At 33.0% G+C, this 17,226-nt stretch carries 14 protein-coding genes; 8 read left to right on the top strand and 6 right to left on the bottom strand.

From position 1 onward, the window contains the following. Nucleotides 1-47: 47 nt before the first annotated feature. The 4 genes from VCM48_RS02935 to VCM48_RS02920 form a co-directional block, all read right to left on the bottom strand. Complete coding sequence (locus VCM48_RS02935) at nt 48-845, bottom strand: TrmH family RNA methyltransferase (RefSeq protein ID WP_482271547.1); 798 nt, start codon at nt 843-845, stop codon at nt 48-50. 492 nt (nt 846-1,337) lie between these two features. After that, nucleotides 1,338-2,582: an amidohydrolase family protein gene (locus tag VCM48_RS02930; RefSeq protein ID WP_482271546.1), complete on the bottom strand. Its 1,245-nt coding sequence runs from the start codon at nt 2,580-2,582 to the stop codon at nt 1,338-1,340. A 120-nt stretch (nt 2,583-2,702) separates the two neighbouring features. After that, nucleotides 2,703-5,648 carry an amidohydrolase family protein gene (locus VCM48_RS02925; RefSeq protein ID WP_482271545.1) on the bottom strand — a complete coding sequence of 982 codons (2,946 nt, stop codon included), beginning with the start codon at nt 5,646-5,648 and terminating at the stop codon, nt 2,703-2,705. A gap of 178 nt (nt 5,649-5,826) precedes the next feature. Next, on the bottom strand, nt 5,827-6,873 hold the full coding sequence (locus VCM48_RS02920) for a WD40/YVTN/BNR-like repeat-containing protein (protein WP_482271544.1): 1,047 nt from the start codon (nt 6,871-6,873) through the stop codon (nt 5,827-5,829). 150 nt (nt 6,874-7,023) lie between these two features. Between VCM48_RS02920 and VCM48_RS02915 the strand changes: the two genes are divergently transcribed. Continuing rightward, nucleotides 7,024-7,983, top strand: a complete 960-nt coding sequence (locus tag VCM48_RS02915; protein ID WP_440121710.1) for a patatin-like phospholipase family protein — start codon at nt 7,024-7,026, stop codon at nt 7,981-7,983. Then, complete coding sequence (locus VCM48_RS02910) at nt 7,980-8,843, top strand: DUF72 domain-containing protein (RefSeq protein ID WP_482271543.1); 864 nt, start codon at nt 7,980-7,982, stop codon at nt 8,841-8,843. Before VCM48_RS02915 ends, VCM48_RS02910 begins: the two co-directional genes overlap by 4 nt. Nucleotides 8,844-9,072: 229 nt before the next feature. Here the strand turns inward: VCM48_RS02910 and VCM48_RS02905 are convergent, their stop codons facing one another. Further along, the gene (locus tag VCM48_RS02905) at nt 9,073-9,459 is read right to left on the bottom strand and encodes a hypothetical protein (RefSeq protein WP_482271542.1); all 387 of its coding nucleotides are present in this window, start codon (nt 9,457-9,459) and stop codon (nt 9,073-9,075) included. A 173-nt stretch (nt 9,460-9,632) separates the two neighbouring features. Further along, a complete protein-coding gene (locus VCM48_RS02900) occupies nt 9,633-11,081 on the bottom strand; it encodes a S41 family peptidase (RefSeq protein ID WP_482271541.1) in 1,449 nt (482 codons plus the stop codon). A gap of 158 nt (nt 11,082-11,239) precedes the next feature. Here VCM48_RS02900 and VCM48_RS02895 point away from each other — a divergent pair, with 158 nt between their 5' ends. The 6 genes from VCM48_RS02895 (at nt 11,240) to VCM48_RS02870 (ending at nt 17,226) form a co-directional block, all read left to right on the top strand. Continuing rightward, nucleotides 11,240-11,749: an RNA polymerase sigma factor gene (locus VCM48_RS02895; RefSeq protein WP_047788702.1), complete on the top strand. Its 510-nt coding sequence runs from the start codon at nt 11,240-11,242 to the stop codon at nt 11,747-11,749. Then, the gene (locus VCM48_RS02890) at nt 11,736-12,206 is read left to right on the top strand and encodes a hypothetical protein (RefSeq protein WP_047788703.1); all 471 of its coding nucleotides are present in this window, start codon (nt 11,736-11,738) and stop codon (nt 12,204-12,206) included. The genes VCM48_RS02895 and VCM48_RS02890 overlap by 14 nt, the downstream gene beginning before the upstream one ends. Nucleotides 12,207-12,246: 40 nt before the next feature. Next, entirely contained in the window at nt 12,247-12,762 is a 516-nt protein-coding gene (locus tag VCM48_RS02885) for a DUF4252 domain-containing protein (protein ID WP_440121707.1), read from the top strand. Between the two features lie 56 nt (nt 12,763-12,818). Next, entirely contained in the window at nt 12,819-13,379 is a 561-nt protein-coding gene (locus tag VCM48_RS02880; RefSeq protein ID WP_482271540.1) for a DUF4252 domain-containing protein, read from the top strand. A gap of 118 nt (nt 13,380-13,497) precedes the next feature. Next, nucleotides 13,498-15,945, top strand: a complete 2,448-nt coding sequence (locus tag VCM48_RS02875) for a M1 family aminopeptidase (protein WP_482271539.1) — start codon at nt 13,498-13,500, stop codon at nt 15,943-15,945. 84 nt (nt 15,946-16,029) lie between these two features. Continuing rightward, nucleotides 16,030-17,226, top strand: a complete 1,197-nt coding sequence (locus VCM48_RS02870) for a hypothetical protein (RefSeq protein ID WP_482271538.1) — start codon at nt 16,030-16,032, stop codon at nt 17,224-17,226.

Raw genomic sequence — 17,226 nt, 5'->3', positions numbered from 1 at the left:
CAAAAATGTACGATTAAAAAGATGTTTTTTAATATTGATAAGTAAGCTTATTGTACAAAATTACGTTGACGTTTGGCTTCAAAAGTTAAGATAGCTGCGGCAACCGATACATTCATAGAATCTATTTCTCCTTGCATTGGGATGTTGATATTCTGAGTAGCTTCGTCTCGCCAAACTTGCGTTAACCCTGTAGCTTCGGTACCTACTACCAAAGCAGTAGCCTTAGTATAGTCGTTTTTATGGTATTCGTTTGAGTTTTGTAGGGTAGCACTGTAAATATTAATGTTGTGCTCCTGTAAGTACGCTATAATGTCTTCAGAAGTGCCTGTAGCTATCTGATTGGTAAATACACAACCTACACTAGAACGTATGATATTAGGATTGAATAAATCTGTTTTAGGGTTGGCGATAAAAACAGCATCCACATTAGCAGCATCGGCGGTACGTAACATAGCACCAATGTTTCCTGGTTTTTCAATACCTTCCATAACCAAAACGAGTGGGGTAGTGGTGTTGAATTCAATAGCATCCAAATCGAAGTTTTTAGCTTTTACTACAGCAATAATACCCTCGGTAGTATCACGATAGGCTAGCTTTTGGTATACCTCTTTTGTTATTTCTATACAATTAGCAGCCTTATTTAGAATTTTGTTTACACTTTCTTCGGTAAACATATCAGCAACAAACAGCAGGGTGTCTATTTCATAACCTCCTTTAACAACTAACGAAATTTCACGTTGTCCTTCTACTAAAAACAATCCTTTCTTCCTACGTTCTCTAGATTTTTCTTGAAGCTTTAAAAGCTCTTTTATATAGGCGTTTTGTGTACTACTAATCTGTTTCATCTGCTATGATATCTAAATACAAAAGTACTATTCTGTTTTATAATAAAATACCATCTTACTAAAAGAATAATTACTAACTATTGTTGTTGTTAGGCAAACAACAGTACTGTTGCCCAACACCTAACACCACTGTTGTTTAACACCAGATGCTACTGTTTGAATCTTCAAACAAAACCAAAATATGGGGTGTACTAGTTTGTATTAAGCTTCATACAGTAGTGTATGAAGTCACCCGACACTACTGTATGGTGTTATAATACAGTGGTGTATGAAGTTACCATACAGTAGCGCATACCTATTGGCACCGCCAAAGGGTTTAATTCCCCGAGGCTTGCTTCGAAAATCAAGAACTTTTTTTCCTATAAAAGTTTCGTGAGCTTGCTTTGAGGTAGTTTACTATCAGTGCATAAAAAAACATCATTCTTTATTACGGAATGATGTTCTTAAGTTCTAATAATGAGATTTTGCTATCTCATTCGTTAAGGATGGTGTTTATTGGTTTTTATACTTATTAGCATAACGCTTCCATAATTTTGTTTGATGCGATTCTAGGCTAATTTTTCTGCCTTGAATAAAAGCATCTTTTAAAATATTGGTACGCATATCTAAGGCATCACCTTCAGAAATAAATAGGGTAGCGTCTTTACCAGCTTCTAAAGTACCTACGTTGTCATCAACGTCTAAGATTTTAGCATTGTTTTGGGTAATTAATTGTAAGGCTTTTTCTTTACCTAATCCGTAAGCAGCGTAAGTTCCTGCATAAAAAGGCAAGTTACGTGTGCTCATACGTTCCATATCTCCTTCCATACCTAAACCAACTAAAATACCTGCATCGGTTAATATCTTAGCCGCTCTAAAAGGTCTGTCATAATCAGCATCTTCACCATTAGGCAAGCGGTGAGCACGTTCTAAAATAACAGGTACATTGTTTGCTTTTAATAAGTCAGCAACTTTTTCAGCCTCTTGTCCGCGAACAATCACGATATTTTTAACTCCTAACTCTTTACAAATATTTACAGCATCAGTAATTCCTTTTTCTCCTGATACGTGTACAAACATTCTTTGCGTACCGTTTAAAACTCCTTGTAAAGCTTCGTATGGTAAGTTTTTAGGTGTTTTGTTACCTGCTAGGTAGCTTTTTGCATTGGCGAAAAATTCTTTAAGCTTATCAATGCTTTTTTGATAGTTTTTGTTAGGTTTTAATCCAGGATCTTCACCCATCCACCAACGACCTCTCGAAAACACTTGAGGCCAGTTCATGTGAACACCATCATCGGTTTTAATAGTAGCATCTTCCCAGTTCCAAGCATCTAATTGTACTACCGAAGAGGTACCAGAAATAACACCACCACGTGGGGTAATTTGTGCCATTAATACTCCGTTAGGACGCATGGTTTCTACCACTTTACTTTCTGCATTATAAGCAATAATACTACGAATGTGTGGTAGCATAGAACCTACCTCATCAAAATCTCTCGTTGCACGAACAGCATCAATTTCAGCTAAACCTAAAGAGGTGTTTGCTGCAATAAAACCTGGGTATACGTGTTTTCCTTTGGCATTAATAACAGTTCCCATACGGGCAATTCTCATATTAGCACTTCCTACAAATTCAATTTTTCCGTTAGAGAACATAATTAAAGAGTTCTCAATTACTTTTCCGTTTCCTAAGTGTGCTGTGGCACCTTCAATACTATAAGCTTCAGCTTGCTTAGGTGCCGGTGTTTGTTGCGCCATTATGTTTCCTATAAATAAGAAGCATAATATGTTATATATATATTTAATTTTCACGTTTTAAATTTTTGTTACTATTAGTTTATACTTAGTAGTTAATCTTACTAAATTTCTCTGTGAGGATTACTCTGTATCACAGTGAAATAATTTCTGAGTTTTCTTTTTAGGAGCTTGTGTTTTACCCCCTTTAATCTTCTCTTGTAACATCATATTGATTAGCTTAGCACGTTCTGCTTTAATAGCTTTACGCTTTTCTAAGTCTTTTTCAATATCAAAATAAACAGCTCCGTCAATAATTGTTTTTTCTGCTTTAGAATATACTGAAAGTGGATTTCCGCTCCATACTACAACATCTGCATCTTTACCTTCTTTAATACTACCTGTACGGTCGTTTAAGTGTAATAATTTAGCAGGATTGATAGTTACTGTAGCCCAAGCTTCTTGTTCGCTTAAACCTCCGTATTTAATTAGTTTAGCGGCTTCTTGATTCAGTCTACGAGACATTTCTGCATCATCAGAATTAATAGCAACGGTAACACCTTGGTTGTGCATAATAGCAGCGTTGTATGGTATAGCATCGTTAACCTCGTATTTATATGCCCACCAGTCAGCAAAAGTAGAACCACCAACTCCGTGTTCTTTCATTTTATCTGCTAGTTTGTATCCTTCTAAAATGTGGGTAAAGGTGTTGATGTTAAAGTTGAATTGTTCTGCAACCTTCATTAACATATTAATTTCTGATTGTACGTAAGAGTGACAAGAAATAAAACGTTCTTTATTAATAATTTCTGCTAAGGTTTCTAACTCAATATCTTTACGATATGGTTGTCCGCTTTTCTTTTTAGCATCGTATTCTTTCGCTCTTTGGAAGTAGTCAATATATACTTGTTCAACTCCCATACGGGTTTGAGGGAAACGAATGGTATTTAAATCTCCCCAGTTAGATTGTTTTACGTTTTCACCTAAGGCGAACTTGATAAACTTAGGTGTGTTGTTGTATAACATTCCGTCAGCATTCTCTCCCCATTTTAGTTTGATAATTGCCGAACGTCCACCAATTGGATTCGCAGAACCGTGTAATACTTGAATAGAAGTAACACCACCCGCAATGTTTCTGTAAATATTTACATCGTTAGGGTTAATAACGTCTTCAATAGTAACCTCAGCCGTTGAATTATGACCTGATTCGTTTACTGCTGAAGTAGCAATATGTGAATGTTCATCAATAATACCTGCGGTTACATATTTACCAGTTCCGTCTATAACTTTTGCACCTCTTGAAGATAGGTTGGTACCTATTTTGGCTATTTTACCATCTTTAATTAATACATCGGTATTGTTTAGTACTTCGTTGTTTTCTGAAGTCCATACCGTAGCATTTTTAATTAAAATAGTTTCCTTTTGTGGTACTGTAGAGTTTCCTAATCCGATGTTTGGATATGAAACAGCAACAACTTCAGGAGTATTGTCTTTTTTCTTGTTGTCTTTCTTTTTAGCATCAGCTTTTCCAGTAAAAGCAGCACTCCAAGAACTTTCGTTTCCGTTATTATCGGTAGCAGTACCTGTAATTTGTTGTTTGTTTTTTACAAATGCTGTTAAGCGAGTATAGTTGTCACCATCTTTAAAAGCTATATGTAACCAGTCGTTGCTAAAAGACGATTTACTGTTTACCTTTTTATCTCCACTTTTTAAAGCAGCTGTTTGTTTAGCTCCCTTACCAGTAATGGTCATGTCGTATGACTTCCCGTTAACTGTTAATGTGTACTTACCAGTAATATCTTTAATATCCATTGAGTTAATGGTGTTTTTATCACCTTGTACCCAGTTTTCATATAAAGTAGTTTGCTTATCAAAAATATCACCAGAGGTAATTAAAAAGTTAGCATAGCTACCTGCTTTTAAGTTACCAACTTTGTCATTTTTTAAAATTTGAGCAGGTACTGTAGTTAATGCTTTTAAGGCAGTAGTTTTATCTAATCCGTAAGTAATAGCTTTTTGAAGATTGCTATTAAACTCTTTTACTTTTTTTAATTTATAGGTAGTTAAAGCAAAAGGAACATTGTTTTTTGCTAAAATTGAAGGATTTGCTGGTTCTTGATTCCAAGAGCGCATATCACTCAATGCAATTTTATCTGTTAAGAAAGGGTTAGATACATCGTATGCCTTTCTAAAATTAATAGGAAGAATATAAGTAGCATTGGTTGCTTTAATATCTTTGATTCTTTCATATTCATTTCCTCCACCTACAATGGTATATTGAATTCCAAACTCATCACCAACTTTGTCGGCACGTATATTATCTAAGTATCCACCAGCATTAAATATTTGTGGTAACTCTTTTTTATTATTTAAGGCTTCTAAAGCTAAATCGGTATTTTTTGCATTTCCTTTAGCATACCAATCGGCATCTAAATAAGTTTGACGTAATAGTGCCATAGCTCCCATGCGTGAAGTAGGGTAGCTTTGACGTGATTTAGCACTTTTAGAAAAGGATAAGTAGTTTCCTGATTGTTTGTCTAATATTCTGTAAGCATCAGAACTATTAGGGTTTAATGCAACTAAAACTCCGTTACCTTGCATGATACCATCTTCTAAATGTGTATTAACAGCACCAAAACCTAAAGACAATAATTCTTTAGCTTTTTTAGCATCAAAGTTAAACTCAGCAGAAGCGTCTACATCAGGACGAATATGATCGTTCCAGTAATATCCTTTTCTACCAGCATCGTATTGTGGTCTTTTACCACGACCACTTTCACGTTTAGGTTTTGCAATACCAAAGGTTGAATAAGCATCTACAAAAGAAGGATACATAGATTTCCCATCTAAGTTAATTACTTGTGCTTCGTTAGGTATGTTAACTGATTTACCTACAGCAACAACTTTTCCGTCTTTAATAAGTAGTGTTCCTTTTTTTACTACTTGGGTAGGAGTAACATAAATAGTAGCATTGGTAAAAGCGTACACATTGTTTTTGGATGACTTTACTCCTGTGTTGGTAGGAAAGTACTCTTGTGCAAAAGAAGTACTAATACACAGGGATAAGAGTAAGAATAGTATTTTTTTCATTTAAAATTGAGTTGATTAGCTCATAAAAATATAGAGTTAAAAAGGAAAATAATTCCTTTTAACAAAACATTAAGAATTAATCACAGGGTGATAGCCAATAATTTAATCCACTAAGGCTTACCTAATAGACTTAAAATGGGGTTTCTTATAGTTCTTTGTTTATTTACCCTAAGATAGTTTAGTTAAGAACTAGCTTTCCAATCTTTTCATGACCAGATAACCAAGCTGTATTGCTATCAATAAACTGTATAGCATAGTAGCTTTCCTTGCTTATTTGTTTCCAAGTATGTCCACCATCGTTAGAAAATGAAATACCTGTTTTTCCAACAGCAAAAACTTCTTCTCCGTTTGTGTTAGGTACATATTGTACGCAGCTTTTGTAATTAGGGTTCATATTATTAGCCACAAGGGTCCATGTTTTACCACCATCGGTAGTAATTGCTTTATTAGCGTTATTATCTTCTGGCTTCGAATAGTTTCCTCCAATAGCAATTCCATGGTTTTCATCATAAAAATCAATAGAGTAAATTCCTTGTGGTCCGTCACCCTGTACAATTGGTGTATCAAAAACCTCCCAAGTGTTTCCAAAGTCGGTAGATTTTAAAATACGTGCTTTGGCTCCTCCAGAACCTATCCATACAGTATTGTTTACAATAGCAATATTGGTATTACTAGCAGCAAAGAAAGCTTCTCCTTCTTTAAAAGCAGGTAGTTGAGAGCAAGGTAGTTTTGTCCAAGTGTTTCCTCCGTCTGAGGTAAGAATAATAGACGGACAATTTTCTGTAGGGTCTCCAACGGCAATACCATGCTTCCCATCAGCAAAGAACTTCATGCAGTCGTAAAAAACCTTTTCGTGTTTTTCAGTATATACTAATTCATACTTATTTTCACTTCCTTTATATAATAAGGCTGGGTTTGCTACCGATAAGGCAAATATGTTTTCACCATTTTTGGCAATACTTCTAAAGTGTGGTATAATAGTATCATTATACTTTAAAGTTTGTGTTTGCCACGTTCTACCACCATCTTTTGTTGTTGTAATATCTCCTTTAGAGCCTGCATAAATCAATTCATTGTTACTAATAGCTAGTATGGCTCTAATACTGGTGCTGTCTTGTTTAAATTCGGTAATTTTAATAGTATCAAAGGTTCTAGGAGCTTTCTTTTCTTGTTTACAAGATAGTATTGTAAAAGAGAGTAAAAAAAGGAATGCTAATCGTTTCATGTGTTTGTTTTAGTTGTTTTAATTGGAAAAGTGAACCTAAGGAATTTAAAATAATCATTAAACATGTAGAGAAAGTTTACTTTAAATATGTTGGTTCTATTTTTTTGATATTTTTACAGAACTAAAAATAGGAAAACCAAACTTAAATCAATGAAAAAAGCCTTAGTAATTTCAGGAGGGGGAAGTAAAGGAGCCTTTGCAGGCGGTGTTGCACAATACCTAATGAATCATAAAAATAAAGATTACGATATGCTTTTAGGAACATCAACAGGTAGTTTAATGGTTTCTCATTTGGCTTTGGGTATGGTTGATGAACTTAAAGAAGTATATACATCGGTAGATCAAAAGGCTATTTTTAGTAACAGTCCCTTTAAAATAAAATCGGTACATGGAGAAAAAGTGGTTTCTATACGACATAGAAATACTTTTTGGAACTTTTTAAATGGTCGTAAAACTTTTGGTGAGAGTAAGAACTTACGAAAGCTTATAACTAAGAGTGTTACTAAAGAGATGTACGATGAAATTAGAAGGCTGAATAAAGAGGTTGTAGTAACGGTATCTAACTTAACAGCTAATCAAATTGAGTACAAGTCTATCTTAGAATGTGAATATGAAGATTTTTGTGATTGGATTTGGGGGTCGTGTAATTACGTGCCTTTTATGAGTTTGTTAGAGAAAGATCATTGTCAGTATGCTGATGGTGGTTTTGGAAGTTTAATACCTATTCGTGAAGCTATAGCAAGAGGGGCTACAGAGGTTGATGCAATTATTTTAGCTACAGAAGTAACACAAATGAATCGACTACCTGCTAAAAACCCTTTTTCATTAATGATGGATACGTTTGATTTTATGTTGGAAAATGTAGAGAGACATAATATTACTATTGGAAAGTTATCAGCAAAACAACATAATGTAAAGTTGAATTTATACTATACACCAACAGTATTAACAACTAATTCGCTAGTTTTTGATAAAGAAAAAATGAAGCAGTGGTGGAAATCGGGGCATAAATATGCGAAAAAGCTGAATGATGATAGAATGACAGAGTTTAGACCAGAGATGGTAGATAATCAAGAAATAGAAGAGGGAATAGAAAATAGTGAAGTATGAAGTTTGGAAAAGTAGAGCATCCAGAGTTAATAGATTTTACATTACCTAAAACACATCCTAAAACAATAGAGTTATTAAGCTCCTTTGAAAAGAATGGTACACCTAATGTGTATGTGGGGTGTGCAAAATGGAATAAAGCTGATTTAAAAGGGTTTTATCCAAGAGGTACAAAAGATGAATTGGAATATTATTCAAAGCAGTTTAACTCAATAGAGCTCAATGCTACTTTTTACCGACAGTTTCCTGCAGAACAGTTTGAAAAGTGGAAAGCTAAAACTCCTAAAAACTTTAAATTCTTTCCTAAACTAGGGCAGGAGATAAGCCACTGGAAGCGTTTACAGGGTGTACAAGATGCGGTAAATGTTTATTTAGATAATGCCTCGCATTTACAAGAAAAGTTAGGCACCATCTTTTTACAGTTACACGCTAATTTTGGAAATAAAAACTTTGACAGATTACAAAACTTTGTAGTGAGCTGGCCTAAAGGTATACCATTAGCTATTGAAGTTCGTCACCCAGATTGGTTTGAAGATACAACGGTATTTGATGAGTTTACAGAGTTGTTTGAAGAACATAACATAGCCAATGTATTAGTTGATACAGCAGGTAGAAGAGATATGATGCATATGCGCTTAACGAACAACGAAGCTTTTATTCGTTATGTTGGAGCAAATCACCCGTCTGATTATGCGCGTTTGGATGATTGGGTGGTTCGTTTAAAAGAATGGAACGATTTAGGCTTAGAAAATATTCACTTTTTTATACATCAAAATTTAGAAGTAGAATCGCCATTATTAGCAGCGTATTTTATAAGGAAGCTAAACAAGGAGTTAGGAGTTGACTTAAAGATTCAGGCTTAGAAAATATTCACTTTTTTATACATCAAAATTTAGAAGTAGAATCGCCATTATTAGCAGCGTATTTTATAAGGAAGCTAAACAAGGAGTTAGGAGTTGACTTAAAGATTCCTAATGAAGAGAATAACCAACAAATGAGTTTGTTGTAATAAAATAAGATGGTAGTAACATAAAAAAGATTATAATTGAATTAAACTCTTAGCTAAAAGAGAATGATTCTGGTTAAGTTTAATCAATAAAAATCTCTATCAGTTCTGAAATAGTAAAATAAATAGATAACACTACCAATACCTAATAAGCAAAAAACGATACTCCAGATTAAAAAATCATACATTAAAAAAGGAGTAATAATCATAGATATAATGATGAATATCTTAATAATCATTATCAGTATGTTTACAAATAGTGATCTTTTGATTTCATACTTTTCCTTTCTAAAATATTCAAAGATGTAACCAAAACTAATCATTCCCATAATCATAATAGGAAAAGTATGAAGCACAGCAGAGTCTTTATTTACCTTAAAAACATTATTGTAGGCTAAAGAGGGGTAAAGTAAGATTCCAATATAGAAGTTATAAATACACAGTATAAACCATTTACGCTTAATGTACATCATAGTGTTGCTGTAATTTTCTTATAAATATAATATTATTCTTTAAATATAGACACTAGTAAGTGTAGTTAAGATGATTGGGTAGTTCGCTTAAAAGAGTGGAGTGATTTAGAGTTTGTTGTAATAAAAAAAATCCAGCTGAATAAGCTGGATTTTATTTTATATCATGTAGTTCTCTATTTCAACTCCACGTACATATTGTTATAATCAGGACGCATCATGTTTGAATTCCATGATGGAGAGAATTGAACTCCTTTTTTCATGGTAGGTAGGCCTTTTGCTCCGGTTGTAATGTATTGAATGGTTCTTTGTAATAAAGGCTCGTTAGGATCTCCTAAAATGCCCAAGTTACCCGGATCTTCGTCTATAATAACTTCAGGTATAAATCCTTCAGGAGCATTCTCACCATCAACATTTTGAATTTCTAATACAATAGGTTGCATTGCCCAAGTATGACTCTTTAAGTTGTCACCATTACGGGTATAATCATCAGAATCGTATAAAGTTATAGAACCTACGTGTTTTCCGTAAGTTTGTGTTCCTACTAACTTTACATCAATATAAGGTTTAAGCGAGTTGATAACCAGTTCAGAAGCAGAGGCAGAATCACCAGATACTATAAAATATACAGTGGTTAGGTTTAAGCTATTAATAGCTTCATCTAACACCACATTTCCTTGTTGGTCTTTATTTAAAATTTGATCTGTAAAGTTATTAATCAATAAATCAGGATTTGTTACTTCCATCACTTTATGGTTCCATACTTGTTTAGCAAACAAATAGCCAGGGAATTGTCCTGTAATCATACTTCCTAAATAAGTTGCAGTTTGTACAGATCCACCACCATTATAACGTAAATCGATGATTAAGTCGGTAAGACCAGCTGATTGAAACTTAGCAAATTCAGCATTTAACTCTCCATCAAAATTTCTAGAGAATTGATTATACATTAAATATCCAATGGTATGGCTACCATTAGTAATTACATTGGTAACTTTTACAGGGTTTTCTGTTACTTGAGATTTCGTAACTGTAATAGTTGTTCCGTTACTAACTGGGTTTCCGCCATTATAATCAGCTAAATGAATAGTAAATGTGTCATTGTCTAATAAATCATTTACATTATCTCTAGTTATAGTTGTTCCGTTAATCTCAGTAATAATCATACCACGAGTAACTCCTTGTGCATCGGCATCAGAACCAGTTACAACGTCATATACATATATATAATAACCACCAGAACCATTAGCATAGTCAACTCCTTCTAGTTTCATACCACTTGTTAAACGTATTCCAGCAAAAGCTTCTTCTAAAGCAATATAGTCGTCTACAATCCAAGAATACGTTCTGTTAGGATCTTTAGGGTATTCATTAGGCATGTATAATAAATTGTAAAATAAATTAGCGGGGTCGTCATAGCCCGATAAATAACTATACAATTCATTATCGTTACTAAAACGTCTATCTGCTAAATCAGGAACTAAATCTTGCCATAGGTAGTAGGCGTTTAAACCTTTCCAAACAAAATTTTGAACTTCTATATTTTTTGGTGCATCATCTTTTTCACTACATGAAACAAGTATTATTGAAAATAAGACGATAAGGGATACTTTAAGTAATTTCATAAGAGTATATTAGTTCTAACAACAACGCAATTTACTGAATAATATTATTTTTTTTATTATTGATGTAACAAACTTGAAACTGCGTCGTCGTAGATATGTAAACCTGTTAAATAAGACGCAAACGTTTTAATAGGCTTACAGAACTAATTAACCAAACCATGAACCAATCGGACTTTTTAAAAGTTGTATTACCATTTAAAGACAAAGTCTTTCGTTTAGCGAAAAGATTGTTGGTTTCTACAGAAGAAGCTGAGGACGCTACACAAGAGTTGTACTTTAAATTGTGGAGAAATAGAGAGAAGCTCTCTAATTATAAAAATGTAGAGGCATTTGCAATGACCATGACGAAGAATTACTGTTATGACAGATTAAAGTCTAAACAGGCAAGTAATTTAACATTGGTTCATAGCAATTATAAAGAGAAAGATACTCCTTTAGAGAAGAGAGTAGAACATAACGACAGTGTAAACCGAGTACATGAGCTTATAGAGAAGTTACCAGAGCAGCAAAAAATAATCATACAATTAAGAGATATTGAACAATATGATTTTGATGAAATATGTAAAATGGTTGATATGAAACCAACAGCTGTAAGAGTAGCATTATCAAGAGCTAGAAAAGCAATAAGACAAGAATTAATAAAACAACACAACTATGGAGTTAGCTAACATAGAAAAGTTATTAGATAAATACCTAGACGCAGAAACAACATTGCAAGAAGAGCAAACGTTACAAGAGTATTTTACCTCAAACAACGTGGCACCGCATTTGCAAGAATACAGTATGATGTTTGGCTATTTTAAACAAAGTAAAGACGAAACCTTTACGAAAACCATTCAGTTAAAACCTGAGAAAACTAAGAAGAACTGGAAATGGTTATCAGTAGCAGCGTCAGTAGTCTTACTATTTAGTGTTTTCATGGGTAATGAAGAGTACAAAAAGTATCAACAACGTAAACAGTTTGCGCAAATTAAAGAAGCGTTGCAACTAGTTTCGGTCAATCTAAACAAAGGAAACGATGCATTATATGCAGTTTCAAACAACCTAAAAAAAGGAAATGATGCTATTGAACAATTAGGAGCCTACGAAGAAACAGTAAACAAAGTAATAAACACAGTAAATTAATTAAGAAAGTAAAACCAAGTACTTATAAACCAAGAAAATCATGAAAAAAGTAATATTATTATTCGCATTCGTATTTATAGCTAATGTTAGTTTCGGACAATCAATGTTCGATAAATTAGAAGACCTAGATGAGGTATCATCAGTGGTAGTAAATAAAGATGCTTTTGAAATTTTATCTAAATTCAAAGTAGAGTCAGAAGACAATGAAGCAATGGAGGTTTTTAAAATGATTCAAGACTTACAAGAATTAAAGGTGTTTTCAACTGAAAGTGCAAAAGTATCTGCTCAAATGGAAAGCATGGTAAAATCAGCTATTAAAAAGAGTAATTTAATAGAGTTAATGCGTGTAAAAGACAAAGATTCTCGTGTTAAAATCTATGTAAAGTCTACTAAAAACAAAGACTTTGTAAGCGAAGTATTAATGTTTGTAAAAGACAAAAACTCTAATGGTGGTTCACCAGAATCTGTAATAGTTTCGTTAACTGGTAATATAGATATTAATAAAATGTCAAAATTAGCAGAGACGTTTTCTAAAGACGGAAAGAATAACAAATAAAACAAACAAGGCAGCGTTAATTCGTTAACGCTGCTTTTAATCAAAAACTAACAACAATGAAAAAACTATTTATATACTCAATGTTACTAGTAGCGTTTGTAACAGTTTCCTGTAAAACAGAATCGTTACAAAGTTACTTGGTAGAAAGCCAAGAAAAAGAAGGTTTTATAACCTTTGATGTTCCTGCAAGTGTATTACAATTAAGCATGGATAAAGCTTCTGAACAAGATAAAGAAGCGTACAATAGCATTAAAAAAATAAACATAACTGGAGTTCCTTATAAGAATTTAGATGAAGCTAGTTATGAGGCAGAAAAAGAGAAGTTAAAGTCTATCTTTAAAAAGTCGAGCTATAAAGAATTAATGAAATTCAAAAAAGATGGAGCCAATGCAGCAATCTACTATTCTGGAGATGCTGATGCTATTGATGAAATCGTAGCTTTTGGTTATGGTAAAGAAATGGGAGTGGGAGTTGCTCGTGTTCTAGGAGATAATATGAATGTAGGAAAGATTATGGAAATGATGCAAAAAGCTAAGATGGATGCAGGAAATTTAGATTTAAAGCAATTTAAAATGATTTTTGACGAAAAGCACCGTTCATCAGAAGAAACAGAATAAAAATTAGTACTGAAAAAGTAAAGAAGCCATCAGATTATCTGGTGGCTTTTTCTTTTTAACGGCTCATTAACAAGCCTCCCAATAGAATTTCATATTTTTGAACTCTAAACAAAAACATATGAAATTTAACAAACTCCTTGTTTTTATCGCTGTTTTCTTTACAGCAACCCTATTTTCTCAATCAAATAAAGTTTATAGAGCTGAAAGAGATAAAGTTCATAATTTAGTTCATACGAAGTTAAAAGTAGACTTTAACTTTCAAGAAAAAGAAATGAACGGAGAAGAGTGGGTAACCTTAACACCACATTTTTATGAAACAGATAAGGTAACGTTAGATGCTAAAGCAATGGTTATTCATAAAGTAACGATGAATAATCAACCACTAGAGTATAATTACGATGATTATGAGTTAATCATCAACTTACCTCGTGCATATAAGCGAAACGAAGAGTTTACACTATATATTAAGTATACAGCCCGACCAGAAAGAGTAAAACAAAAAGGAAGTGCTGCTATTACATCTGCAAAAGGATTGTACTTTGTTAATCCAACAGGTTTTGATAAAAACAAACCTACTCAAATCTGGACGCAAGGTGAAACTGAAGCAAGTAGCTGTTGGTTTCCAACGATTGATGCTCCAAACCAAAAGACATCACAAGAAATTTATATGACTGTTCCACAAAAGTATGTAACACTTTCTAACGGGAAATTAGAAAAGCAAACTACCAACGCTAATGGAACTCGTACTGATTATTGGAATTTTACTCAAAAACACGCTCCGTATTTATTTTTTATGGGAGTAGGAGAGTATGAAGTAATCAAAGATAAATACAAAGATATTCCTGTAGATTATTATGTAGAGAAGGAGTATGCTCCGTATGCAAAAGATATTTTTGGAAATACTCCCGAAATGTTGGCTTTCTTTTCAAAGATTACTGGAATAGAATATCCATGGAATAAATATGCACAAATTGTAGGACGTGATTATGTAAGTGGTGCAATGGAGAATACTACGGCTGTAATTCATGGGGAAAGAGCCTACCAAACTCCAGGACAATTAATTGACGAAAATGTACAAGAAAACACAATTGCACACGAAGCTTTTCATCATTGGTTTGGCGATTTAGTAACTACAGAGAGTTGGAGTAATTTAACTGTGAACGAAAGTTTTGCTAATTACAGCGAGTATTTATGGTTAGAGCATAAATATGGAAAAGATGAAGCAGACGCACATTTGTTTGAAGATATTGAAGGTTATAAAAACGGACAAAACTATGATAAGCATTTAGTTCGTTTTTATTATGAAGATAAAGAAGATATGTTTGATGCGGTTAGCTATAACAAGGGAGGGGCTATTTTACACATGTTACGTAATTATTTAGGTGACGATGCTTTTTATGAAGGATTAAACACCTATTTAACAGATAATAAATACGGAACGGGAGAAGCGCATCAATTACGTTTAGCTTTTGAAAAAGTAAGTGGTAAAGACTTAAACTGGTTTTTTAATCAATGGTATTTTAATAGCGGGCACCCAAAGTTGTCAATTTCTTATGATTTTAATGAACTAAGAAAAACAGTAACGGTGAATATTATTCAATCTCAAATGAATGAATTTAAATTCCCGTTTGCAATTGATGTTTTTGAAGGAAGTAAGCGTACACGCCATACTGTGTTTGTAGAAGGTAGAGATGCCTCATTTACCTTTCCTTTTACCAAACAACCAGATTTAATCCAAGTAAATGCTGATGGAGTATTACTGTGTGATATTAGCGAGAATAAAGTATTGAGCGATTATATTCATCAACTAAAATATGCTGAAAATTACGTGCATAAGAGGGAAGCTTTGTTAGAAGTAGCAAAACATCAAGATGATAAAAAAGCGTTTAATGCTGTTGCAGATGCTCTGAATAATGACTTTTATAAGATTAGAATTTTAGCGTTGGAGAACATTAATTTAATCAATAAGTATTCAAAAAAGAATGTGATCGATCAAATTATGAGAATTGCTCAGAACGATAAAAAGACCTTAGTACAAGCAGCTGCAATTGAAACGTTAGGAAAGTTAACAGACCCTGCATTAAAATCAGTATTTGAAAAAGGTTTACAAAGTAAATCGTATTCAGTATTAGGAAAGTCGTTGGTAGGAATGTACTATATCGATAAGCAACTGGCTATACAAAAATCAAAGACCTTACCATTAGCAGTAAAAAAGATTATTGCAACACCATTAACACGTATTTATTTAGAAGAAAATGACGATGAAGAGCTAAGTTTTATAGCAAGTAACGTAATGTCTGGAATGTTTTTAAGTCCAAACAAGAAAATTCAATCATTGTATAAAAAAGCATTCGATAAGATTGGAAAAAGTAATAATACTGTGGCTATTCAAAACCTATCAGACGATATTGTAGCTAAAGGACTTCAGTACAAACAATATAACTTTGATCAGGTTGGGGTAAACTTGTTACGTCAAATGGCACAAATGCAAAAAAATAACAAGCCATCAAATAAGGAAAAGCATCTTAAAATTATTCAAATAGCGATGGCGAAACTTCTTGAATAAATAGTGTGATTTCATAAAGTTTAAGTTAAAAAGAATACTTAGTTTTGGCACAATAATTGAATTTTCTTGCGAAACTTAAACTTTATGAGAAAAACTACTTTACTACTTATTTTATCAGTACTAGTATTAGCGTCTTGTAGTAGTGTAAAAACTACTGAGAAAGCCCTTAATACTGGTAATTATGATAAGGCGATTTCATTATCTATTGAAAAGTTAGCCAAAAACAAAACCAAAGAAAAGAATCAGCCGCATGTGTTGATGCTTCAGGAAGCTTTTAGAAAAGCAGCAGATAGAGATTTGAATAGAATTTCTTTTTTAGAAAAAGAGCAAAATCCTGAAAACTTTGAAACAATCTATACTTTATATCAACGTCTTAAAAACAGACAAGAAAGAATAAAGCCATTATTACCATTACGAATTTTATCTTCAGGTAGAAATGCCAAGTTTAAATTAGTTAATTATACTGATAGAATTCTTACAGCAAAAGAAAACTATGCTGGTTACTTATACGAAAACGGTGTAGCCTTGTTAAATGAAGGAGACCGTAATAAAATTAACTACAGAAGAGCTTTTGATGAGTTAAGACACTTAGATAAAATTAGCCCTAACTATAGAGATACAAGAAACTTAATAGAGGAGGCACATGCTAAAGGAATTGATTATGTACATGTTTCTGTTAGAAATAGAACAGAGCAAATAATTCCTAGAAGATTAGAAAGAGATTTATTAGCGATTGATACTTACGGATTGAATGATTTATGGACACAGTATCATGCTAAAAAGGATAGAAATATTCGTTATGACTTTGATTTAGAGTTAGATTTTAGAGATATTATAATTTCTCCTGAACAAGTTCATGAAAAGGAAGTTATTAAAGAAAGACGCATAAAAGATGGGTTTAAGTATTTACGAGATAACAGCGGAAACTATGTAAAAGATAGTTTAGGAAATAAAATAAAAGTAGATAAGTTTAAAAGAGTACGTTGTACGTTTTATCAGTTTACACAATTTAAGAGTAGTAAAGTTACGGGAGTTGTAAAGTATATTGACAATAGAACAAATCAGTTATTACAACGATTCCCTATACAAAGTGAGTTTGTTTTTGAACACATTTATGCTGATTATGATGGAGACAGAAGAGCGTTGGATAAATCATTTACAGATTTACTTGATGAAACATCGGTAGAATTTCCTTCTAATGAGCAAATGGTGTACGATACAGGGACAGATTTAAAACAGAAACTCAAACATATTATCACACGAAATAAGTTTAGAAATTAG

The organism is Tenacibaculum sp. DPLXC6, from assembly GCF_056815515.1.
The sequence above is the reverse complement of the archived record's forward strand: the minus strand, read 5'-3'. Positions and strand labels throughout refer to the sequence as shown.